18 protein-coding genes are annotated in these 23,779 nt (G+C 32.1%); 7 read left to right on the forward strand and 11 right to left on the reverse strand.

The window, feature by feature from the left end; translation table 11 throughout:
* Positions 1–56 precede the first annotated feature (56 nt).
* A complete protein-coding gene (locus tag CLAU_RS12220) occupies positions 57–1,328 on the forward strand; it encodes a WS/DGAT domain-containing protein (protein WP_023162646.1) in 1,272 nt (423 codons plus the stop codon).
* A 32-nt stretch (positions 1,329–1,360) separates the two neighbouring features.
* Positions 1,361–2,011: an HAD-IA family hydrolase gene (locus CLAU_RS12225; RefSeq protein WP_023162647.1), complete on the forward strand. Its 651-nt coding sequence runs from the start codon at positions 1,361–1,363 to the stop codon at positions 2,009–2,011.
* A gap of 149 nt (positions 2,012–2,160) precedes the next feature.
* On the opposite strand, the gene CLAU_RS12230 is transcribed toward CLAU_RS12225, so the two are convergent.
* The 4 genes from CLAU_RS12230 to CLAU_RS12245 all read right to left on the reverse strand — a co-directional run bounded on the left by CLAU_RS12230 (position 2,161) and on the right by CLAU_RS12245 (position 7,145).
* Positions 2,161–2,859, reverse strand: a complete 699-nt coding sequence (locus CLAU_RS12230) for a collagen-like domain-containing protein (protein WP_023162648.1) — start codon at positions 2,857–2,859, stop codon at positions 2,161–2,163.
* Positions 2,860–3,082: 223 nt separating this feature from the next.
* Positions 3,083–4,462, reverse strand: a complete 1,380-nt coding sequence (locus tag CLAU_RS12235) for a COG1361 family protein (RefSeq protein ID WP_013237109.1) — start codon at positions 4,460–4,462, stop codon at positions 3,083–3,085.
* A gap of 96 nt (positions 4,463–4,558) precedes the next feature.
* Positions 4,559–5,932: a hypothetical protein gene (locus CLAU_RS12240; protein ID WP_013237110.1), complete on the reverse strand. Its 1,374-nt coding sequence runs from the start codon at positions 5,930–5,932 to the stop codon at positions 4,559–4,561.
* Positions 5,933–6,293: 361 nt separating this feature from the next.
* The gene (locus tag CLAU_RS12245) at positions 6,294–7,145 is read right to left on the reverse strand and encodes an AraC family transcriptional regulator (protein WP_023162649.1); all 852 of its coding nucleotides are present in this window, start codon (positions 7,143–7,145) and stop codon (positions 6,294–6,296) included.
* Positions 7,146–7,281: 136 nt separating this feature from the next.
* Here CLAU_RS12245 and dapA point away from each other — a divergent pair, with 136 nt between their 5' ends.
* The 3 genes from dapA (at position 7,282) to CLAU_RS12260 (ending at position 9,964) form a co-directional block, all read left to right on the forward strand.
* Positions 7,282–8,163, forward strand: coding sequence for a 4-hydroxy-tetrahydrodipicolinate synthase (gene dapA, locus CLAU_RS12250; protein ID WP_023162650.1), 882 nt, complete (start codon positions 7,282–7,284; stop codon positions 8,161–8,163).
* Between the two features lie 33 nt (positions 8,164–8,196).
* A complete protein-coding gene (locus CLAU_RS12255; RefSeq protein WP_023162651.1) occupies positions 8,197–9,465 on the forward strand; it encodes a dicarboxylate/amino acid:cation symporter in 1,269 nt (422 codons plus the stop codon).
* A gap of 253 nt (positions 9,466–9,718) precedes the next feature.
* Positions 9,719–9,964, forward strand: a complete 246-nt coding sequence (locus CLAU_RS12260; RefSeq protein WP_013237114.1) for a hypothetical protein — start codon at positions 9,719–9,721, stop codon at positions 9,962–9,964.
* Between the two features lie 687 nt (positions 9,965–10,651).
* Here the strand turns inward: CLAU_RS12260 and CLAU_RS12265 are convergent.
* From CLAU_RS12265 to CLAU_RS12295, 7 genes are all read right to left on the reverse strand, one after another.
* Positions 10,652–11,923 carry a SpoVR family protein gene (locus tag CLAU_RS12265; protein ID WP_029170207.1) on the reverse strand — a complete coding sequence of 424 codons (1,272 nt, stop codon included), beginning with the start codon at positions 11,921–11,923 and terminating at the stop codon, positions 10,652–10,654.
* A gap of 5 nt (positions 11,924–11,928) precedes the next feature.
* Positions 11,929–13,131, reverse strand: a complete 1,203-nt coding sequence (yhbH, locus tag CLAU_RS12270; protein WP_023162652.1) for a sporulation protein YhbH — start codon at positions 13,129–13,131, stop codon at positions 11,929–11,931.
* A 4-nt stretch (positions 13,132–13,135) separates the two neighbouring features.
* Complete coding sequence (locus CLAU_RS12275) at positions 13,136–15,058, reverse strand: PrkA family serine protein kinase (RefSeq protein ID WP_029170208.1); 1,923 nt, start codon at positions 15,056–15,058, stop codon at positions 13,136–13,138.
* A 217-nt stretch (positions 15,059–15,275) separates the two neighbouring features.
* Complete coding sequence (locus CLAU_RS12280) at positions 15,276–15,767, reverse strand: MarR family winged helix-turn-helix transcriptional regulator (RefSeq protein ID WP_013237118.1); 492 nt, start codon at positions 15,765–15,767, stop codon at positions 15,276–15,278.
* Positions 15,724–17,301, reverse strand: a complete 1,578-nt coding sequence (locus CLAU_RS12285) for a DHA2 family efflux MFS transporter permease subunit (RefSeq protein ID WP_013237119.1) — start codon at positions 17,299–17,301, stop codon at positions 15,724–15,726. Before CLAU_RS12285 ends, CLAU_RS12280 begins: the two co-directional genes overlap by 44 nt.
* 12 nt (positions 17,302–17,313) lie before the next feature.
* The gene (locus CLAU_RS12290) at positions 17,314–17,967 is read right to left on the reverse strand and encodes an HlyD family secretion protein (protein WP_013237120.1); all 654 of its coding nucleotides are present in this window, start codon (positions 17,965–17,967) and stop codon (positions 17,314–17,316) included.
* Between the two features lie 20 nt (positions 17,968–17,987).
* Entirely contained in the window at positions 17,988–18,956 is a 969-nt protein-coding gene (locus tag CLAU_RS12295; RefSeq protein ID WP_013237121.1) for an HlyD family secretion protein, read from the reverse strand.
* Between the two features lie 457 nt (positions 18,957–19,413).
* On the opposite strand from CLAU_RS12295, the gene CLAU_RS12300 reads away from it, so the two are divergent.
* Both CLAU_RS12300 and carB read left to right on the forward strand, forming a co-directional pair.
* Positions 19,414–20,463 carry a carbamoyl phosphate synthase small subunit gene (locus tag CLAU_RS12300; protein ID WP_029170210.1) on the forward strand — a complete coding sequence of 350 codons (1,050 nt, stop codon included), beginning with the start codon at positions 19,414–19,416 and terminating at the stop codon, positions 20,461–20,463.
* 44 nt (positions 20,464–20,507) lie between these two features.
* Positions 20,508–23,714 carry a carbamoyl-phosphate synthase large subunit gene (carB, locus tag CLAU_RS12305; RefSeq protein WP_023162656.1) on the forward strand — a complete coding sequence of 1,069 codons (3,207 nt, stop codon included), beginning with the start codon at positions 20,508–20,510 and terminating at the stop codon, positions 23,712–23,714.
* Positions 23,715–23,779 lie beyond the last annotated feature (65 nt).

The following is a 23,779-nucleotide window of genomic DNA, read 5'->3' on the forward strand; positions in this document are numbered from 1 at the left end:
TGATGTTTAACATTAAACCTGAAATTTTTGCGTATATTTTAATAGGAGTGAGTGATATGTTAATGACTGATGTTAAAAGGTATAAAGCTGAAACTTGGGACATAATGCAATTTATGTTTGAAAAATTCAATGATCATCAACTTCATTGTGTAATTGAATTGGATAGCCATATTGATGAAAATTGTTTAAAAAAAGCAGTGTATATGTCAACTTGGGAATTTCCATTAGTAATATGCAAATTTGTAGAAAAGAAGTCCTCACCTTATTGGCAAAGTTGTAAATTTACAACAGATGATATTGTAAGAATAATTGAAACGGAAAAGGTTTATGAGGAGATAGAAAAATGTATTGTACTAAAAACAGATACATTTAAAGGACCACAACTTAGGTTAAATATTATAAGAAGTAGTACCCGTGATTGTCTTTGCATAATAATTAATCATATGCTCTGTGATGCTGCAGGCTTTAAGGATTATCTTTATATGCTAAGCTCTATATATTCCAACCTAAAAGATAACCCGGGTTATACCCCTAATTTTCAGATGAGTTCTAGAAGTGCAAAACAGGTACTGGATAACTTTAGTGATTTGGATAAGGTTAAAATATTTTTTTCTTCATCACAGGTATCCAAATACAATGGGGGCATCTATTTCCCATTGGAAGGAGATAATAATAATCCTTTTGTTGTTATTCATAAGATTACCAAAGATAGAGTTAAGTTTATAAAAAAATATGCTAAGGAAAGTAAAACAACTATAAATGACATTGTTATTGCATCATATATAAGGGCTCTTCAAAAGGAATTACATTGCAGCCATATAGCTCTTCCTTGTCCTGTGGATCTTAGAAGGTATATTCCAGAAAAGAAGGCACAGGGAATATGTAACTTAACATCAAATATGGTATGTGATATAGGAAAAGATATAGGTGAAAATTATAAAGAAACTCTTTTAAAGGTAAAAAAGTCCATGGAACATGAAAAGAAAAGTTTTTCATGTCTTAATGGTCCAATGATGCTTGAAATTATATTTTCTCTATTACCTTATAAATTTGCAAAATCACTTGTATGCAAGTTATTTCATAACCCTCCTATAGCTATGACCAATATTGGAATTATAGATAAAGAGAAGCTTTCATTTTATGGAGCTGGAGTTAAAGATGCTTATATGAATGGATCTATTAAATATAATCCTTATTTTCAAGTTGCACTTACTACCTTTGATGATGAATTTACCTTTAGTGTAAACTTTTGCGGTACACAGAAAGATAGACAGAAGATCCAGAGTTTTTTGCAAACCCTTGATGATGAACTCCCTAAACTGATATAATTTAATTTATATAGAATTTGGGGGAATATAAAATGAAATATAAATATATATTATTTGATTTGGATGGAACAATTACAGAGTCTAAGGAAGGAATAACTAAATCAGTACAGTATGCATTGAAGAAATTTGGTATTATAGTGGAAAGTCTTGATTTGCTTGAAAAGTTTATAGGACCACCATTAAAATACTCATTTAGTGAATATTTTGGTTTTGATGAAAATAAGTCTCTTGAGGCAGTGCAGTATTACAGAGAATATTTTGAGAAAAAAGGAATAATGGAAAACAAGGTATATGATCATATTGAAGATTTACTAAAACAATTGAAAGAGCTGAAGTTAAAATTAATTATAGCCACATCAAAGCCTACTAAATTTTCAAATATAATATTAAATAACTTTAATCTAACCTCATATTTTGATGCCATTGTTGGCAGCAATATGAATGGGACAAGATGTACAAAAGGAGAAGTAATAAAGCATGTATTAGAAAAGTATAGGATTAATTCTGATGAAGCTGTAATGATAGGAGACAGAAAATATGACATGATAGGGGCAAGACAAAACAATATGGATTCTATAGGAGTAACCTATGGATATGGATCTCTAGAAGAATTAAAAAATGAAAATCCAACCTATATTGCAGACAGTGTAATGGATATATTGAATAAAGTTACACAGCAATAAAGAGATTATAAGCAAAAAATCAACTTATACTCCGAATGTTTTCCACTAAGACTTATATACAAAATATTTAAATGTGCTTGTTTATTGTAAAATGTTTCTACGTATAAGTTGATTTTTAAGTTAGAAATTTATATTATACGTAAGATCCTTCACTCTATTTTATCCTGGAGCTGCTTTATCTTTTTTATGTCCAGAATAGCCAGAATCTCCTTTAGCTTCTTTATCTCTATTTCATCTAATCCAGGGCAACACGGATCTCCTTTTGGACCTCTAGGGCCGGGACAGCCAGGGTCTCCATCATGTCCTCTAGGACCAGGACAACCAGGGTCTCCTTTTGGACCTCTATCTCCAGGACAGCCCTTATCACCTTTATCGCCTTTAGGCCCAGGACAGCTAGGATTTCCTTTGTCACCTTTAGGCCCAGGACAACCAGGATCGCCCTTATCGCCTTTAGACCCAGGATCGCCCTTATCACCTTTATCGCCTTTAGGACCAGGACAGCCAGGATCGCCCTTATCGCCTTTAGACCCAGGATCGCCCTTATCACCTTTATCGCCTTTAGGGCCAGGACAGCCAGGATCGCCCTTATCGCCTTTAGATCCAGTGCAGCCGGGATCGCCTTTAGGACCAGGACAACCGGGATCACCTTTTGGACCTTTCTTACCGCAAATTGTTATACATTTATGATAACAATCATTTTTTGATTCATCATGACATTCAGAACCATCCATATTGTGTTTACTTGTCTCATCAAGTTCCATTTCCTGTGTCTCAATATTTTCACTTTCATTTTTATCAACAAATTCACGGCTGCTTTTTGAGTGATCCGATCTTCTATGCTTTGCCATATATTTATTTCCTCCTTTTTATAATGATTTAGATAACATATCTAAAGTTGTGTCAAATTAAAAATCAATAGAAATAAGGCTTACTTAATTTAAGGACTTCATCCTTAATACATAGTATGTTGATTTATTAATATTGCAACATAATCAAGGCTTAAAATTATATATGCCAGTACTTTAAAAAATACTGGCATAATTAAAATTTTGTTATATTATATGATTAAATTTAAGAACATGGTTGTCTGCAGGTTAGGTTAAGTGTAATATCTATATCAGATTTAACAGGTAGGTGTCCTGCACCAAGGAATACCTGAGAATTTGGCTCTGACAGGACTATGCTGTTTACAGTATTTTCGATAGTTGCAGTACCGAACAGTGAACTTGATATAACTGTAAAACGTACTGTTCTATTTATTGATCCTCCTGCAGGTATTTGGAGGTTATTATCGCTAAGTGTAATATTTATAGGGCCAACTATATTAGTGCTAAGAGGAACTGATTCCTCACTTGAAGTAAATTTGGCAGTGAATCCACCAAAATCATTAAACTGTAATGTTATACCAGATGGTATGAAAAAATTGTCAATTACATTGACAGTAGTATTAGGCGATAGGTCTATAGAGGAAATTGTTACTGTAAACGAAGCGCTATTTTCATTAATATTGCAGCATTTTACAACACCTAGTTCAACAGCACTAAATTCCGTTGAACAAGTATCTGTACTTTCTGTGCCTGTTGCGGATGCTCTAACTGTATTGTTTACAGTATAGGTTCTAGGCACAGTTATACTAGTAATTGGAATTGTATAAGTTACAGGTATTGTATCTCCCGGGCTAATGGTACCAAGATTTCCACTTATAATAACTTCTCCAAGAACAGTTGTATTTATTGAAAGGGTAGATGGATTGACTGTAATTGTACCTAGTACCAGTGCGGATGAAATAAAAACCGTATCAAGATACTGTACGTTATTAAGAGCAGCATTTCCTGTATTTGTAACATTAACTGTGTAGTTTAAGGTTACTTGATTATTGGTAATTGTATGATTACATGTTTTTATTACTGAAAGTACTCCCTGATCATTACATTTAGGAAGAAGAAGGCAATCGCAATCAAAAGTTAATATATTGTTAGCAGCTTTTATTTTTATTGGCTGTGTGTCAGTAGGAAAATTGCCTACTAATTCAATTCTATATTCTACACTTACGCCTTTTTGGTATCTTTCGCTAACTTCTATTTTTAGCCATTGAAAGCCTGAAGGTGCATTACCAAAATTAGGATCAGTTAAAGATAGTGTAAAATTGATAGATTGAAATTGTCCACACCCATCTATTTTTTCAAAAACTTCTACACTTTGGGATGATATAGATTGACAAATAGGAATAACAAAATTACTTATAGATCGGGTATCTTTATTGCAGTCAGTAATAAACTTATAAGTCCAGAAAGATTTTGTAAGCAGAGGATCATAAGCTGGATTGTTGACTACCCTTCCATCAGAAAGAGTCTGGCATTGTGGTTGTACAACTGAAATACCATTTTGTGCTCCACAGCAGCATATATTTGTATAGGATGTGCAGCTACATGGCTGTACTTGGTCTGCCATATAATATCACTCCTCTTTTATTCTAATTAAAATTATAACTCTAATTTAATATATTAAAAAATTAAAAAGGCGTTACAAAGATAAGAATTTGTACATTTACTGGCATTTGACACTAGGAAGTATATCTATGTTAGATGTTGATGACAGATTTTTTATATCAATAAGTACCTGTGAATTAGGATTTGCTAGAGTAATACTTTTTAAAGTATTTGTGATAGTTATCTTGCCTGCTATTGTACTGGATATTACTTTAAATGTAATTGCTTTGTAGGTGCATCCATCTTGTAGTATTTTGAGATTTCTGCAGGTGAGTATAATATTTTGTGGACCAGTTATATTGGTGTTAATAGGCACAATATCATATTTATTGCCAAATGTAGCAGTATACATCCCAAAATTATTAAATTGTAAAGTAATCCCAGATGGAATGAATAAGTAATTTATTATGGTTACTTCTGTGTCAGGTGAATAACGCGTATTCCATATTGTAAGTATAAAAGAGACTTTATTTTGATTTATTATACTACAGTGATTTTCTGAGCTAAGTTTTACCACATCAATATTCGAAGAGCAGACGCTGTGAGCTGATGTATACATAGCAGAAACTACAACATTGCTGCCTATTTTGTATTTTTTTGGTTTAGTTATATTTTCTACTGGAATTGAATAGATAACTGTTAACATTTGACCAGGTTTTATTATGTCAAAACGTCCGTTGATTAGAATTTGACCGGGTATATTTCTATCAATAGAAAGATTAGATGTATTAATGTGTATTTTACCTAGGATAAATGAAGTTGGAATATATATTTTATCGTTATAAATAACGTTATTGAGAGCAGTGTTTCCTGTATTTAAAATATTGACCTTGTATTTTAAAATAGCTTTGTTATTGATAATAGAAGTGAAGCAGCTCTTTTTTACAGTAAGATTTCCTTTAGAATTACAAGTTGGTACAAGTATACTATCTTCAGTAAATTTAATTATATTATAAGTTGTTTTTATTTTTAAGGACTGACGACTAGAGACATAATTCCCGAAAATTTCTAAAATGTATTCTACACAAACTCCTCTATAATATCTTTTTAAATTTTCTATTTTTAACCATTTAAATCCTTTAGGAGCATAGTAGAAAGAAGGATCATTTTTTATAAGGGTAAATGGAACAGGATTGAATACAGTGTTACAGTCTAGTCGTTCATAAACTTTAATATTTTCTGACTTAATTAAGTGGCAAATAGGAATACCAATACTTTTTATACTTCCATCCATTTGCATATCACAGTCAATTATGAATTTGTATGTCCAAAAGGATGATGCAAGTGACGACACATAAGCTGGATTGTTTACAGTACTTCCATCTGGAAGTACCTGATATTCTGGCTGTATTATTGAAATACCATTTGAATATTTGCAGGAGTATATGTTTTTATAAGGTATTTTATTGTAAGGTTGAGAAGAATCTGCCATAAGAAATTTCCTCCTTTAAAATATATAATTTTTAAGTCTTAATAATTAATATATTTACAAAATGTTTTAGTGATACAAAAATTCAAAATTTGATAATAAATATAGTTTTTTATATAAAAAAGAAGACGCTTGGAAAGTAGATGGAAATTATGAAAAGATATTTAATTAAGCAACTACTTAGTAGTAACTGGAAAATTATTGGTGTACATTGGAAAGCATATATTAGACAGGATAAATGATATAAAAAAGAGTACGACAAAAAAGCCTAAGGTTTTAGATTTGTCAAAAGTTTTTATTGTGACGAAATTTGTTATTACATGCTTTGTATAAGTTAACTTTCAAACTAGAAACTCTACAGAAGTTAGCTCTTGTAGTATTTTTTAGGAGAAAGTCCAAACATCTTTTTAAAGGCTCGCACAAAGTTGGAGTAATCTCCAAAACCAGATTTTGCACATGCATCTGATGCATTTTCACCGTTGGTTATTAATAAATTAGCCATAATCAATCTTTTTTGAAGTATATAATTGTGAAGGGTATACCCGGTTTGTTCTTTAAATTTGTGCATTAAATAGTACTTACTTACATAAAATTTAGAGGATAGAGCATCTACAGAAAGGTTTTTGCTTAAGTTTTTATTTATATAATCTAGAATATTATCCATGCTCTTATCATATTTTATGTCATTGGACTCTGAAATATTTTTTTGTTTTAAAAACAATCTATTTATATAGACTATAAACTGTAAAAAATAGGATACTCTCAGCACGCTGTAACCTAATTCTTTGTTTTTAAAGGTATCTTCAATCTGAAAAAGTATTTTTTTTACATCTGCAAGCCATGTACTTTCGAGTCTCAATAAATTAAATCTTTGTTTTGATGCCAGTTCAAAGCAGCTTAATAAATTACAGTTATGATTATATCTTACTAAAAAGTCTGAATTTAACCACATAATTATACGTTCATAGGTTTCGTTTGAGTCTATTATAGCTTTGTGTATATCATTGCTGTTTACAAGAAGTATATCCCAGGGCTTTAATTTGTAAGATTTACCTTCTATTAGATAGGTTACATTGCCTGATATAAATATTACTATTTTATTAAAATTATGATAGTGAAATTGGAATTTAATATCTCTTTTATCTTTTAAGTGAAATATTTCAAAGTCACTTTTCAAATAACCTCTCTTTACTTTTTGAGTTGTATTTTTAATCATTCAACCATACCTCAACTATATTATATTTATATGCTAAAGCATTTTTCGCAATATTTCAAGCACTTTTCGCAATAAAACAAGTAAAAAATCAGTATATAATAAATATAAAGATTAAATCAAAAAATGAGGTGTTTTTATGAGTTTATTTACTGGTTCTGCAGTTGCAATTGTAACTCCATTTAAAGATGGCACTGTAAACTTTGACAAATTAAAGGAACTTTTAGAATGGCATATAAAATCAGGTACGAAAGCTATAGTTATTTGTGGAACTTCAGGTGAAGCTACTACAATGACGGAAAAGGAAAAGAAAGATACTATAAAGTTTACTGTAGATACGGTAAGTGGAAGAATACCAGTAATAGCTGGTACAGGTAGTAATTGTACTGCGCAGGCTGTAGATATGAGCGTATGGGCTGAAAGCATAGGTGTAGATGGTCTTCTCGTAATTACTCCTTATTACAATAAAACTACACAAAAAGGAATTATAGAACATTTTAAAGTAATAAACGATAGAGTAAAAACTCCTATAATAGTTTACAATGTTCCAGGAAGAACAGGATTGAATATACTTCCAAAAACTTTGAAAAAATTATGCGAATTTAAAAACATAAGCGGAATAAAGGAAGCCAGTGGTAATATAAGTCAAATTGCTGAAATGAAAGCACTTTGTGGTGAGAGAATTGACATATATTCTGGAAACGATGACCAGGTAATTCCAATATTGTCTTTAGGGGGATGTGGGGTAATATCTGTAATGGCGAATATAGTACCCTGTGATATGGAAAAAATGTGTAAATTATTCTTTAAAGGTGATATAAAGGCTGCACTTAAGTTACAGTTGGATTTATATTCACTTATAAAGGCAATGTTTATAGAGACGAATCCTATTCCAGTAAAAACTGCTATGAACATTTTAGGCAAAAATGTTGGAAACTTAAGACTTCCACTTACTACTATGACAGATGAAAACTTAAAAATATTAGAAAATGAATTAAAAAATTACGGACTTTTAGGATAGAAATTAACAGTTTGTAGAAAGGAGTGATAGGAAATGAAAAGCTTTTTTAAAAACTACAAATTTTCCATTATATTATTAGGCTCAATAATTTTAGGTGCAATTATAGGCGTATTGTTAGGATCTAAGGCACTAGTATTAAAGCCCTTTGGGGATTTATTTTTAAATTTAATGTTTATGGTTATAATACCTTTGGTATTCTTTAGCGTTACTTCTGCTATAGCAAACATGAAAGGTATGAAAAGATTAGGTAAAATTATGGCAAGTACCTTTGTAGTATTTATATGCACTGCGCTTGCAGCGTCTGTAATTGGTTTTATAGGTGCTTTAATAGTAAATCCTGCAAGAGGTATAGATTATTCAGCCCTTAAAAAGATTGTAACAACTGGAGGAGGTGCTGCTGATAAAGTGAAGCAAGTAGGGCTTTTACAGCAGATTGTAAATACTCTTACTGTTTCAGATTTTGTTTCTCTGTTTTCTAAAAGTAATATGCTGCAGCTCATTGTATTTTCAGTACTTTTTGGTATTTCGACTTCAGCCCTTGGGGAAAAGGCTGAACCTGTTGCAAAATTTTTAGAGGCAGCATCTAATGTAATGATGAAAATGGTTAAAATAATAATGTACTATGCTCCAATAGGTCTTGGATGTTATTTTGCTGCAGTAATAGGATCTCTTGGACCACAAATACTTCAGGGATATTTAAGAGTATTTATTCTATATATAGTTATATCAGTTATTTATTATTTCGGGTTCTTTACTTTCTATGCATTTTTAGCTAGTGGCAAGATTGGAATTAAAACATTCTGGAAAAACGCTGTAGCTCCAACAATAACAGCACTAGCAACTTGCTCAAGTGCAGCAAGTATTCCTGTTAATTTAGAATGTACAAAAAAAATGGGAGTACCAGAGGATATAGTTGAAACGGTAATCCCATTAGGGGCAAATATTCATAAAGATGGTTCTGTAATTGGTGGTGTTATGAAAATCACTTTCTTGTTTGGACTATTTGGAAGAAGTATGACCAGTCCTTCAGCCATACTTTCCATAATTTTTGTATCCTTTTTAGTTGGAGCTGTAATGGCAGCTATACCTAGCGGAGGTATGATTGGTGAGATGCTTATATTAAGTGTATACGGACTTCCAACGGAGCTGCTTCCTATAATTGCAGTTATAAGTGTAATAATAGATGCACCGGCTACTGTGCTTAATTCTACAGGAAATACAGTAGCTAGTATGGTAATATCCAGACTTGTAGAGGGAAAGTTAACATTTGAAAAAAAGTATGGCATAATGGAAGATAAGTAAGACTATAAGATTGTATAACTTAACTTTTGCACATAATAAGTTGTGACCTAATATAAAAATAATGCGAAGTAATTTTTTAAAGAACAAAGTGCAAAGTTCAAATGTCAAATAAGGATAATTTTCTTCCTAACGTCAGAAAATCTTTAAATTATAGATTTCCTGAGGTACGATGGAAATCATCTTTATCTGTTCTTTGTTATGTGAACTTTAAACTTTAATTATTAACTCTTAATTAGATAAAGGGGGGTATTTTATGAAGTATAAAATTGGACACGAAATTCAATTTACTCAGAGTTTTTGGCTGCCAGTAGAAGGTGGTAAAAAGCTGAAGGTATTAAAAGGAGATAAAGCCGTAGTGGTTAAAAAAATAGATGATAATTCAGGAGAAATATTATATATGACAGGGGAGGCTTCCGGCAAAAGCCAAGTTATAAATATTCAAGTGGATGATGAGATAGATGGGGATTATATAGCAAGACAAATAATGGAAGAACTTTAATTGAAACATCATAGAATTTCCAAACGAAAAATCACTTATACTGCGGATATTTTTTACAACCTTCAGCTCGTTAAACATTTTGATAAGGCTAAGCAAAAAATTTAAAAAAATACTGAGAACTTTTGAAAACTCGTACCTCAGACAATTCAAAAGTTCTAGATTTTTTAAAAATTTTTTTCTAAGCATTATATACAAAATATTTAAAAGAGCTTCATTATTGTAAAAATGTGCCTGCGTATAAGTTGATTTTTAAGTTAGAATACCTATGCAGATTGTAGAGTTTAAAAATAAATCTATAAGTGTTGAAAATTGCTAATTATAAATCTTGGTTGAATTTATAATTTTAACATTTAAATTAAACTGACAATTTGGACAAGTTTAATTCTAGGATTAACTATCTAGAGGGCTTTAAACCTAGAAAATCTATATAGTGATTTTAATTTGAATTTTAACTTATACAAAAAAATGTAATAACAAAATTGAAAGCACCTTTAAAAACTTTTCCATAAGTCTTAGTGAGGTATTTTAGAAAATCTTAGGAGCTTAGATATTGTTTGAGGTACGAGTTTAGCTAAGGTTCTTAGATTTTCAAAATACCAAACTTTAGACTTGCCAAAAGTTTTTAGGGTGTTAAAATTTGTCATTACATGCTCTGTATAAGTTAATTTTCAATCTAGAGACTTTATATTAATCACATCTTAAAGTTTTATAAGTAATAGTAGTAGGCTCGCTGCAGCATACTTCTATATCTTCTTTGCTTATTTTAGTGTTTAATTTCACGGGATATCCCCACAATTCATAAATGCATTTTAAAGTAGCTTCCATATAATTTGAATTTAATTCTCTCCCATCGTAAATATGTTTTAATACGAGGGTATTGTCCTTTTTTAAAATATCATCAACAACGATATTGGGAATGGAACCCATGCCACAATTATTGCATAGGGTATTTCTAATTTCAATCCAGCCCTTTTCATCAGGAATTTCTTTTATTACATAGTCACTGCGCTGTTTTGCATATTCAAATAAATTTAGTTCATAACACAGCTCTTTTGTTAAGTATCTTCGAATAAAAGATGCATCTCTTTCCAGTGCTCTTACTTCAAATATCTTATTTTCTCCGTATCTTTTATCTAAGTCTTCAAATATTTTAAAGCCAATATAATAGGGGTTAATTCCTCCCATAATAGGTGTAATTATATCATTGTGTCTTTTAATGAATTCAATGTGAAGTGAAGGCGAAAGGTCGAGTCTATTTAAGGTCTTATAATGCCAGTAACTTGCCCAACCTTCATTCATAATCTTTGTTTCAACCTGAGGTATAAAATATGCAGTTTCTTTTTTTACTACATATAAAACATTTTTTTGCCATTCTTCTAGTTGACTGTGATTTATAATAAAATCTATTAAATCTTCTTTTGATTCCTCCTCTGTTTTTTTTGCACCTATGGTTCTGTTTGTTTGAAATCTTATGGAATGAGCGGCATTTAAAATTTTTTCTACTCCTTCATACCCGATGCTTGGGTCATTTATATATTCTCTTATCATATCTGCATCATTTTTAAACATTTCAAGAGTATAGGATGCTTTAGTACCCTCTTTAAACAACCTGTTATTTTTAAAGAAATCATTGTGTCCGTATACATGAGCCATTGTTAGAATTTGCAGTAGTAGTGTATTGTCCTTCATCAAATAAGCAAGACAGGGATTTGAGTTTATTACCATTTCATAAGGAAGTCCTGTAAGGTTATATTTGTAAAGTGATTTTGTCCTGTCATAGGATTTGCCAAAACTCCAGTGAGGGTATCTAGCAGGCATTCCCAGATAGGCTTCGTATCCTATCATGTCTGTATAACTTACAATTTCAAATTCTTGAGGATAAAAGTCAAGTCCTGATTTTTTAGATGTATCTTCTATAATGTCACACCATTTTTCTAAATCTGTACCTGTATATTCCAGAAAAATCACCTTCCTTCCAGTTCTTTTTTCAGTATTTTTTTAAGAGATATCCATAAGTCTTGCTTCTCATTAATAGTTACAGTGGAAAAGTTATTTTTATCTATTCCTCGACGGAAAATATTTTTTATATTACTTCCAAAATAACTGGGTATGATTTCTGCATAGCTAAAAAGATTGCAGACTTCACATAAATCTTTGGCGGCTTTTAAAGCACGCTCGTTGTCTTCATCCCAATTGTCACCGTCACTTACATAAAAGGTATATACGTTCCAGTAAGCAGGATTATAATTTTCTTCAATTACCTCAAGAGCTTTATTCAATCCACTGGATATATAGGTTCCACCAGATTCTACCTTGTGGAAAAATTCATTTTCAGTAACTACCTTTGCTTTAGTGGAGTGAGAAATAAATTTAATTTCAACATTATTGTATTTAGCTTTTACAAATTGATACAAAATAAAGAAAAAGGATCTAGCTAAGAATTTTCTAGTGCTATCCATGGAACCTGATGTATCCATTACGCATATGACAGCAGCATTTAATTCACGCTTTTTTTTCTCCTTTATTCTGAAATATCTTAAATCTTCCTGTCTAAAAGGAAATCTTGAGTCTATATCTTTAGAAATAGTTTTATTTTGAAATAGTGGGTCTTTGGAAGCTTCTCTAATAGCTCTTTTAGAGTTTTGCTGTCTTTTTAGTTTTTCTATAACAGTTCTTTTCTTAGCAAGCCTTGGATTTATTCCATTTCTTTGATATCCTGATTTCTTTAAGGATTTTTTAGATAATAATTCTGAAAACTTTTTTTTGTCCATCAAAGGTAGCTCCATATCTTCAAGAAGATAATTCATAAGTTCTTCTAGGGTAATTTCAGTTTCGTACATATCTTCCCCTTCTTCGTTACCTGCACCGCCTTTGCCTTTGCTTCCATTTTCCTCTAGGGATCTTCCAATTTTATCTCCTCTTTTTTGAGATCCATTTCCACTTCCAACTTGGGGACTATTGCCTCCATATATAAAGTGGTATTCTTTAATGCCTTTTATGGGAATTTTAATTTTCTTATCTTTACTTTGACCTATAATGCTTTCTTCTGATATTATATCTGCAAGATTATCCTTTATGGATTTCTCTACTAATTGTTTGTGGCGCCTTCTATCTTCTAAGGATCTATCATGGTGATCCCTTGGATCAAATTCTCTAAAAATAGCCATAATATCAATCCTTCCATAGGTTGTTGGCAGCATATTTTAAAATAACGTCACAGCAGTGGTCACAATATCCATCTGCTTTCATTTCCTCAACCATGGAATTATATTTTTCATTTTGTTCCTTGCCCCTTACTTTTGATTTAGTTATAACTCTGGATAGTTCTTTTACAGATGCAGTGAGTTTTTTCTCAATAGCTTCTTTAAGAGGCTCATAGGAAGTATAGCTGATTTTTCCTCCATTTCTTATAACGTAGAACATATATGAAGTTACATCGGTTCTAAATCCTTTTGCAGAATTTTCGGAGATGCCAATATGTTCTTCTATAGATCTCATGAAAGTCTCGTCTGGTTCTAATTCTTCTCCAGTAGATTGATCCTTAATTTTATTTTTATTTACATAAGCTTCTGCATGATCTAGGTAATTGTCAAAAAGGCTTTCTGCCTGTTCTTTAAAACTGTGAATAAAAGCTCTGGTTATTTCTTTTTCCAATACTTTGTTATATTCTTTTCTAATGGTATCTTTTATAAAAGTTAAATATCTTTGTTTATCATCTTCAGCTATGTCTAAATCTTTAACTGCTTTTGTTAAGCTTTCCATTACGCTGAGAGGATTTATACAGTTGTACTCTGAGTTTGAAAGTGCACTATCTAAGGCTTTTACTATAAACCTGGTGGAAATGCCTGTCATTCCTTCTCTAGAACCTGCTTCCTCTTTTAATTCTGAAAAGTCAATTTTTTTAGTTGTGCCTTTTTCAACTATATCTTCTCCATTATAAATTTTTAATTTTGTCATAGGATCTACTTTGTTGGAAGGTGAAAGTCTGGATAGAATTGCGAACATTGCTGCTATTTCTATGGTATGGGGTGCTATATGTGCATTAAATTGACTCTTGCCAAGTATTTTTTTGTATATTTTAATTTCTTCATTTAATTCCATGCAGTAAGGAACTTCAATTTTTACTATTCTATCTAGTATTGCTTCGTTAGTATGATCAGATTTAAATTTGTTCCATTCAGATTCATTGGAATGTGCTAGAATAATTCCATCAAAATAAATCATTGAACCTTTACCTGGAGATGGAACTGATTTTTCCTGGGTAGCTGTAATTATTGTGTGAAGATATTCCACATCATTTTTAAAAACTTCAATAAATTCTACAAGCCCTCTATTACCTACGTTGAAAGCACCATTTAGTGAGAATATTCTAGGATCATCTTCAGGATACATATCCATTTTTGATATATCAATAGAACCTGTGAGCACAGATGTATCTTGGTTATTAGGATCAACTGGTGGTACTACTCCAATGCCCTTTCTTGATCGTATGGAAAAGTCAGTAGTAGTTACAGGAAATTTTTCATATTCGCCGCCGTAATCATGCTTTAGCCTATATTTACAAACAGGGCATAAATCGCCTTCAATTTCTACACCGAGTGCTTTTTCAAAGCTTCCTTTTAAATGTTTTGGTATAAGGTGCAGAGGCTCTTCTCTCATAGGGCATCCTTCAAGAGCATAAATAGGCTCTGAGGTTTCAAGAGCTTTTTTAATTGATTCTACTAGAGATGATTTACCAGCTCCTACAGGACCTACTAGGTAAAGCACCTGTCTTGATTCTTCTCCCATCATTGCTGCAGAGTGGAAATAATTCACTAATTTCATTATGACTTTGTCAATTCCAAAAAAGTCATCTTTAAAAAAGTTATACCTTCTAATTGGTTCATTACCGTATAATTTTTTTATTCTTGGATTTTCTTCAGGTTTTAAGACTTCATAACCTTTATTCATTATAATATCATACATTCTTCTATGAGATAATTTTACGATTTTAGGGTTCTTTTTTACAATTTCTAAGTACTCTAGAAAAGTTCCTTTAAACTCATGTTTTTTCCTTATTTCCCTGTCTTTTTCAATTATATCTTTAAAGTTCATATTCTCCTCTCCTTTTTATTATATCTATTAAATACTACGCAGCATAGGTATTTATTATGTATAATAATTGATAGCACTTGTGATTTCAATCAAGTGATTCTTAGATTCAGGTGGAGTTTGCTTAAGAGGATGGAAGCCACGGATAAATTTATAAGGATCAAAAGAAAGGTAAAGGGAAAATACTTCAGCAGCAAATTTTGCGGAAGCATTTTCCCTATTATTTAAGATCTTCTAATAGTGATTTGTAATGTTCTAAGGCATGAATAAATTGATCTACTGTCTCGTTATCCATATTTCTTATAGTATCGGATATACAGTTGGAAATAAAGACTTGTCTTATGTTTACTATATCATTGCTTTTTTTAAATTTTTCTGATATAGATAGTTTTACAATTCTCCTGTTGTTTTCAGGTATTTCTCGGGTTACAATGCCTTGATTTACCAAACGATCTATTATACCGGATACTGTACTCTTTGCAAGCAACAAATGATTGCTCAACTCATTTAATGTCATACCAGGTTTTTTATATAGATGAACTATAACTGCCAGTTGAGGTACCGTAAATCCGTATTGTCCTGCAATCTCTCTAAATTTATGACCAATAATTTTATGGATACTTTTAAAAAGATTAATTATTTTATCCGATTGCTCTAATATTAATTCATCATTTCGTGGCGGCAAGTTCTTTTGTGTTGGTATTGTGATCATCTCCTTTCACTGTTTTTTTACTTTTCATCATTAAAGTTAAGACTATAGTGACAATTACTATAACAGAAGTAATAGCAACTGCATAAGCCATAGCATCTATAGTAGCCTGTCCTTGAAACAATTTACTTAACGTAGATAATGCAGAGGCTTTAGCTGTGCCTTGGGGCAGGCCTTCTTGCATATATGATTTCGTAAGAATATTTATTGTATCATTAGCGGGTTTATTGTAGACATTTATTTGCTCAGATAATTTTAAATAATTATAGTTAGTTTTGCTTTGTATTATGGCGGACATTATTGTTACGCTGAGGGAACTTGCTATTTGTCTTATAGTACTAGAAAGAGCAGATGCTTTCCCAATTAAGTTTTGTGGTACTACATTCATTCCTGCAGTATTAATTGGCATCATGGTAAATCCTAGCCCAATTGACCTTATACATAGAATTAAGGTTATCATTTCTCTACTGGAATTCATGTTTATTAAAACTGAAAGATGATAGGAACTTAAGGCTAGTATTATAAGTCCGGGTATAACTAAGGGCTTGGCACCAATTTTATCAAACAAGTTACCGCTAACAGGCATTAGTATTCCAACTACAAGTGCAGCAGGCAGCATGATTAAACCTGTTTCCATTGCTGTATATCCTCTTATGTTTTGGAGGAATAAGGGCAGCACGTATACCCCACCCATAAGTGCCATGGTCAAAACGCAGATTATTATTTGACATACACTAAAATCAAATAATTTAAATACAGTGAGGTCTAAAAGTGGCTGTGGGTGGGTAAGTTCATTTACTACGAATAGTATAAGACTTAGGCATCCTAAAGTCAAAAGCAGTGGGTATTGTACTTTGCTCCAGTCAATTGAAGTCCATTCTCCAAGTACATATAAAATGCTTACTACTCCAATTGTAGAGGATAAAAAGCCTATTACATCAAAAGACTTAAATGTAATTTTTTGGGAGTCTTTTAGTAGAATTCCAGCTAAAATTACACCTAGTATGCCTATGGGAACATTAATGTTGAAAATAAGTCTCCAGTTCATATTTTGAATAATATATCCACCTAAAGTAGGTCCTATGGAAGGCGCTGCCATGGAAGCTATTCCCCAAATTCCAAGGGCTAGGCCTATTTTATCTCTAGGAAATATTTCATATATTATGGACATACCTACAGGCATTATCATGCCGCCGCCTAAAGCTTGTATAATACGAAATACTATCATAGATGTATTGTTCCAGGCAAATCCACACAGCATGGAGCCCAAAGTGAACATTGCAAGCGCAAACATATATATTTTTTTAGAACCGAAAACTTCCTGAAGATACCCCGTAAGAGGTATAATTGCACCAAGAGCTAGGGTATATGATGTCAGTATCCATTTTGAATCATCCATTGATACTCCAAAGACTGCCATCATCTTTGGAATAGCGATATTAACTATACTACTGTCAAGTATGGACATAAAAGTTCCTATTACTACAACAATTAATGCTAGCCAGCTGTATATAGATTCATTGTTGTTTTCTTCCATTATATCACCCCATTACTTTATGCGAATTTTAACAACGGCATTGGTACCTGGAAGTATTTTGTTGTTAAATTTGTCTAGAGAAATTTTTATAGGTATTCTCTGAACTACTTTTGTAAATGTACCACTAGTAGTAGTTGGTATAATAGATAGTGCAGATTGGGCTGCTTCTCCTACAGATTTTACTTTACCGGTAAATTTTTGAGACCCATACTCATCTATAGTAATGCTAACTGGCTGTCCAACTCTTATTTTTCCAAGCTTTGTTTCTTCTATGTCAGCAGTTATATAAAGTTTATTTGGATCTATTAAAGTAGCTAGGGTTTGGCCAGGAGACCAAATTTCACCGATGGTTCCCTGCTTTTTAATAATTATGCCATTTATAGGTGATCTTATTAAAGATTGATCTACCTTTGAGTCAGATAGGTCTGACATTTCTTGACGGGCTAATATTTGATTTTTAATAACAATATCTCCTTCATCCACATTGAGTTCTAGCAATTTGCCACTGATTTGTGGAGTTACGTTGACTAGGTCTGCATCTACTCTTGCATCGTCTGTTGAAACATAGTAGGTATTTTCATACCAATAATAAAATCCTATACTACTGAGTGCGGCTGCAATTACTACTAATATTCCTACAATCAATATTTTTCGTTTCTGTTTCATATTTGAAATACCTTCTTTCTCTATTTTTCAAGTCCAATTTCAGCAAACATACCGGGTTTTAGCTGTGAATCTTTATCTGTTAGGCTTACTTTAACTAAAATGTCTCTGCTTTCAGAATTTAAATTAGAATTTATAACGGCTATTCTACCCTTAAATTGTTTATCTGGTATTTCAGATACTTTTACAGCTACTTCTTGTCCTTCTTTAATTTGACTTACAATATCTAAAGGTGCATAGGCATTTACATAGAGGTTGCTGGAATTTATTATAGAAAGAAGTGTTGCACCAGGGGATACTGTATCTCCTACATTGACATTTCTTGTGTTTACTACTCCAGAAATAGGTGCTGTAATAATAGCATTGCTTAGAGCTGTCTGTGCAGTTTTTAAAGCTGCTTGAGCTTGATCTACCTGTGCTTTGTAAACATCTATAGATGATTTTGTGGGACCATTTTCTAGCATAGCGAGTTGTTCTTGGGCAGTTTTATATTGTGAATCTGCTGTAGCAAGCTGCTGATTGGCCGAATCCAATTCCTGCTGAGTTGCTGCTCCTGCATTTACTAAAGCCTGTACACGGTCGTAGTTCTTTTTTACTGTTTCGTAACTTTGAGAAGCACTGCTTACAGAAGACTGAGCTTCAGCGATTTGTTCAGGACGAGTGATGTTTTGGGCATTAGTTAAATTTGCATTTGCTGTATTTAAAGCTGCTTGGGCTTGATCAACTTGTCCTTGAAGATCTTTTGTATCTAGTTTAATAAGTACGTCGCCTTCATTTGTTTTTGAACCCAAGTCAACGGATATTTCAGAAACTTTTGCTGAAATTTTTGAAGTTATATTTGCCTGTTCATTTGTTGAAATTTTTCCTCCCATTAAAAATTGATCATTGGTATTTTGATTGATGTTTTTAATATTTTTACTTGTAGTATTTGTAGAACCGCAGCCTGTCAAAAATATTACTGTAGCCAGGCTAAATAAAATAGCTTTTTTCATATACAACCTCCTTTAATGGTTTATTCAAGCATTATTTGTATAAAAACTGTTCGTGTATTAACAGTTCTTATTATATACCCGTTTGTTTTCATTTTCAAGAATATTATTCCAAGTAATAATTTAAGTTTTATCTGATAATTGATTTTGCCATACTTAAACAAACAGGATGTTTAATTTAAAAAATACATTTTTTGATACTTGACATAAGCGCATATTTTAATTAAAATAAAGTTTAGAATTTAAGTGAAAAATACACTTTAAATTGGTCCTGTGAGGCCAGAAAGAGGTATGTTATGGGTAAGCTTTTTTATATCCTAAAAAAAATGAATAGTTTTGTATTTGAATATAGAAACTTTGGCAATAGAAAAATTATTTTTAAAAATATTTTTCTGTTGCTTTTTTTGTTTTTTAAGATGGATAAGTGTATTTTTACTTGTAAAAATGCAGGAGGTATATTATGAAAGCAAAACTTATATTGGAAAATGGAAGTATCTTTGAAGGGGAAGCTTTTGGGTATCTAAAAGATACTATAGGTGAAGTAGTATTTAATACTGGGATGACAGGGTACCAGGAGATACTCACAGATCCTTCTTATTATGGTCAGATAGTAACTATGACTTATCCCCTTATAGGAAATTATGGAATTAATTTAGAAGATATGGAATCATCCAGCCCAAAAGTAAAAGGGTTCATTGTAAGAGAAGTATGTAGTTATTCCAGCAATTTTAGATCTGAATTAGAACTATCTGATTATCTTAGAACAAATAAAATTTTGGGACTTTCAGGGATTGATACTAGAGCACTTACAAAAATGCTTAGAACAAGTGGTACTATGAAGGGAATTATAACTATAGAGAACTTGGACTTTGCAGCTGTAAAAGATAAAATTAAATCTTTTTCCAATAAAAATGCAGTATCTGAGGTAAGTACAAAGGGAAAATATGCTATAGGTGAAGGCAAAAGAAATATTGCTATTATGGATTTCGGAATTAAAAAAACTATGGTAAAAGCATTTGTAGATAGAGGATGTAAAGTAACTGTATTTCCTTCAAATACTAAAGCAGAAGATGTACTTCAAATTGATCCAGATTTGATATTTTTATCAAATGGTCCGGGAGATCCAGATGATCTTACCTGTGAAATTGAAAATATAAAAAAGCTTATAGGCAAAAAACCTATTACAGGAATATGTCTTGGACATCAGCTTTTGGCATTAGCCCTAGGAGGGAGCACAGCTAAACTCAAATTTGGTCACAGAGGATGCAACCATCCTGTAAAAGATCTTATAAGCGGTAAAGTGCATATAACTTCTCAAAATCATGGCTATTATGTCAATATACTGCCTGAAGATATGGAAATAACTCATGTAAGTTTAAACGATGGAACTATAGAAGGAATGAAGCATAAAAGTCTTCCTATATTCTCAATACAATTTCATCCGGAAGCATGTCCGGGACCGGAAGACAATAATTATATATTTGATGAGTTTATGAAATACGCACTTTAAAATAGTTGAGAATTGTGCATTGAATAGAAGGGAGATAGGTTTTTATGCCTTTAAATAAAAATATTAAAAAAGTATTAGTAATAGGATCTGGCCCTATAATTATAGGTCAGGCAGCAGAGTTTGATTATTCTGGAACTCAGGCTTGTGAATCTCTTAGGGAAGAGGGGTTAGAAGTTGTACTTATAAACAGTAATCCAGCGACCATAATGACAGATAAGGAGGTTGCTGATAAAGTTTATATAGAACCTCTTACGGTTGAATTCGTAGAAAAAGTTATAAAAAAAGAAAGACCTGACAGCCTTTTAGCAGGCATGGGTGGACAGACTGCATTAAATTTGACAGTGGAATTGTATGAAAAGAAAATACTTGAAAAATATAATGTGAATATAATAGGTACCTCTATAGAAGCTATAAAAAAAGGTGAAGATAGAGAACTTTTTAGAGATACTATGAATAAAATAAATCAGCCAGTTGTGGAAAGTGAAATAATAACGGATATGGAAAGCGGTAAAAAATTTGCAAACAGAATAGGTTATCCTGTTATAGTAAGGCCTGCATATACCTTAGGTGGAACAGGCGGCGGAATAGCTGAAAATGAAGAACAGCTGGAGACCATACTGGAATCGGGACTAGAACTCAGCTCCATAGGGCAGGTACTTCTTGAAAGGAGTATAAAAGGCTGGAAGGAAATCGAATATGAAGTTATGAGGGACAGCTTTGGAAACTGCATAACTGTATGCAACATGGAAAATATAGATCCTGTTGGAATTCACACAGGAGACAGTATAGTAGTAGCCCCTAGTCAGACCTTATCTGATAAGGAATATCAAATGCTTAGAACTGCATCCCTTGATATAATAAACGCAGTTGGAATAGAAGGCGGATGCAATGTCCAGCTGGCACTTAATCCAAAATCTTTTGAATATGCAGTTATAGAAATAAATCCAAGAGTAAGCCGTTCTTCAGCTTTGGCATCAAAGGCTACTGGATATCCTATTGCAAAGGTTGCAGCTAAAATAGCTCTTGGATATGGACTGGATGAAATAAAAAATGCAGTTACTAAAAAGACTTATGCTTGTTTCGAGCCATCTCTTGACTATGTAGTAGTAAAAATTCCTAAATGGCCATTTGATAAATTCCACAATGCGGATAGGGAACTTGGCACAAAAATGATGGCTACAGGTGAAATAATGGCAATAGGCAGTAACTTTGAAGCAGCATTTTTAAAAGGTATTAGATCTCTTGAAATAGGGGCCTATTCTTTAGAATATAAAAAATTTAAAGATTTCACCATGAAAGAACTTAAAGAAAGAATAGCATATCCTGATGATGAAAGAATATTTGCGATGGCAGAAATGATTAGGAGAAAATATAGAATTGAAAAACTAGCTGAGATTACAGGAATAGACATATTCTTTATAAAGAAATTCCAATGGATAATAGATGAAGAAGAAAAATTAAAGTTAAGTGACATTTCCAATATGGATAAAGAGTGGCTAACTTTGCTTAAAAGGAAAGGATTTTCAGATAAAGGCATAGCAGATATGCTCCGAGTATCTCCGGAAGAAGTATATAAGCTTAGAAATATATGGAGCATAACTCCGGCTTATAAAATGGTAGATACCTGTGGGGGAGAATTTGAAGCCCTATCACCTTATTATTATTCTACTTATGAACAATATGATGAAGTTCAGGTTTCAGATAAAAAGAAGGTTATTGTAATAGGCTCAGGACCTATAAGAATAGGTCAGGGAATAGAATTTGACTATGCTTCTGTTCACTGTATAAAGACCCTTAGAAAGTTAAATATAGAAACTATTATAGTAAATAACAATCCTGAAACTGTAAGTACAGATTTTGATATTTCAGATAAATTGTATTTTGAACCTATAACTGAAGAAGATGTACTAAGTATAATAGATAAGGAAAAACCTTATGGTGTAATACTTCAATTTGGTGGAGAAACTGCCATAAAGTTAGCAGAATTTTTAAAGGAAAAGAATATAGTTACCTTAGGTACAACAGCAGACCAAATAGATGAGGCAGAAGACAGAGAAAAATTTGATGACCTTTTGGAAAGACTAAATATAAGTAGACCTAAGGGAAAAGGTGTCTGGTCTGTAGAAGAAGGATTGGAAGAAGCAAGAAGATTAGAATTTCCTGTACTTGTAAGGCCGTCTTATGTACTTGGTGGTCAAGGAATGGAAATAACTTACGATGAGAAAGAACTTACTTACTACTTATCCATGGCTTTTAAGAAAGATAGGAAAAATCCTATATTAATAGATAAGTATTTGATGGGAAGAGAAATAGAAGTAGATGCAATTTGTGATGGAGAAGATGTGCTTATACCTGGAATTATGGAGCATCTTGAAAGGGCTGGTATACACTCTGGTGATAGTATAACTATGTATCCTAGTCAGAATATAAGTGATGAAATGAAGAAAAAGATATTGGATTATACCGAAAAACTTGCAACTGGAATCGGAATAAAAGGTATGATTAACATTCAGTTTATAGAGTATAAAGGAAATCTGTATGTAATAGAAGTAAATCCAAGAGCTTCAAGGACAGTTCCATATATAAGCAAGGTGAGCGGTGTACCTATAGTTGATATTGCAACTAGGGTAACTCTGGGTGAAAAGTTAAAGGATATTGGGTACGGAGTTGGAATTTCAAAAGAACCAAATATAGTAGCAGTTAAGGTGCCTGTATTTTCTACACAGAAGCTTCCAAATGTTGAAGTATCACTTGGACCTGAAATGAGGTCAACTGGAGAAGTGCTGGGTGTTTCAAATACTCTTACGGGAGCACTTTATAAAGGATTTTTAGCTGCAGGAATGTTTTCTAATATGAAAAATGGAGTAATGCTTGCTACTATAGGAGATCACGACAAACAAGAATTTTTACCTATAGCTAAAGAGATTTACAAAATGGGAATAAAATTTATGGCTACTCGAAATACGGCAAAACTTTTAAGAGATAACGGAATTGATGTTAAAGAAGTTAGAAAGATGAACGAAGAAAATCCTAATATAATAGATGTTATAAAAAATGAAGAGGTGGATTTAGTCATAAATACACCAACTAAAGGAAATGATTCTAGAAGAGATGGATTTCATATAAGAAGAACAGCCGTAGAGAGAAACATTCAAGTAATAACTTCTTTAGATACATTTAGAGCTATGACCTATGTCAAATCAGAAGATGTAGATAGTGATGAATTAGATGTATTTTCAGAGTATCAATGAATCTTACTTAGTTGGAAAAGCAGATATCCCAAATCTTTGATTTGGTGATAGTCACTTTCACAGAG

Source organism: Clostridium autoethanogenum DSM 10061, assembly GCF_001484725.1.
GTDB lineage: Bacteria > Bacillota > Clostridia > Clostridiales > Clostridiaceae > Clostridium_B > Clostridium_B ljungdahlii.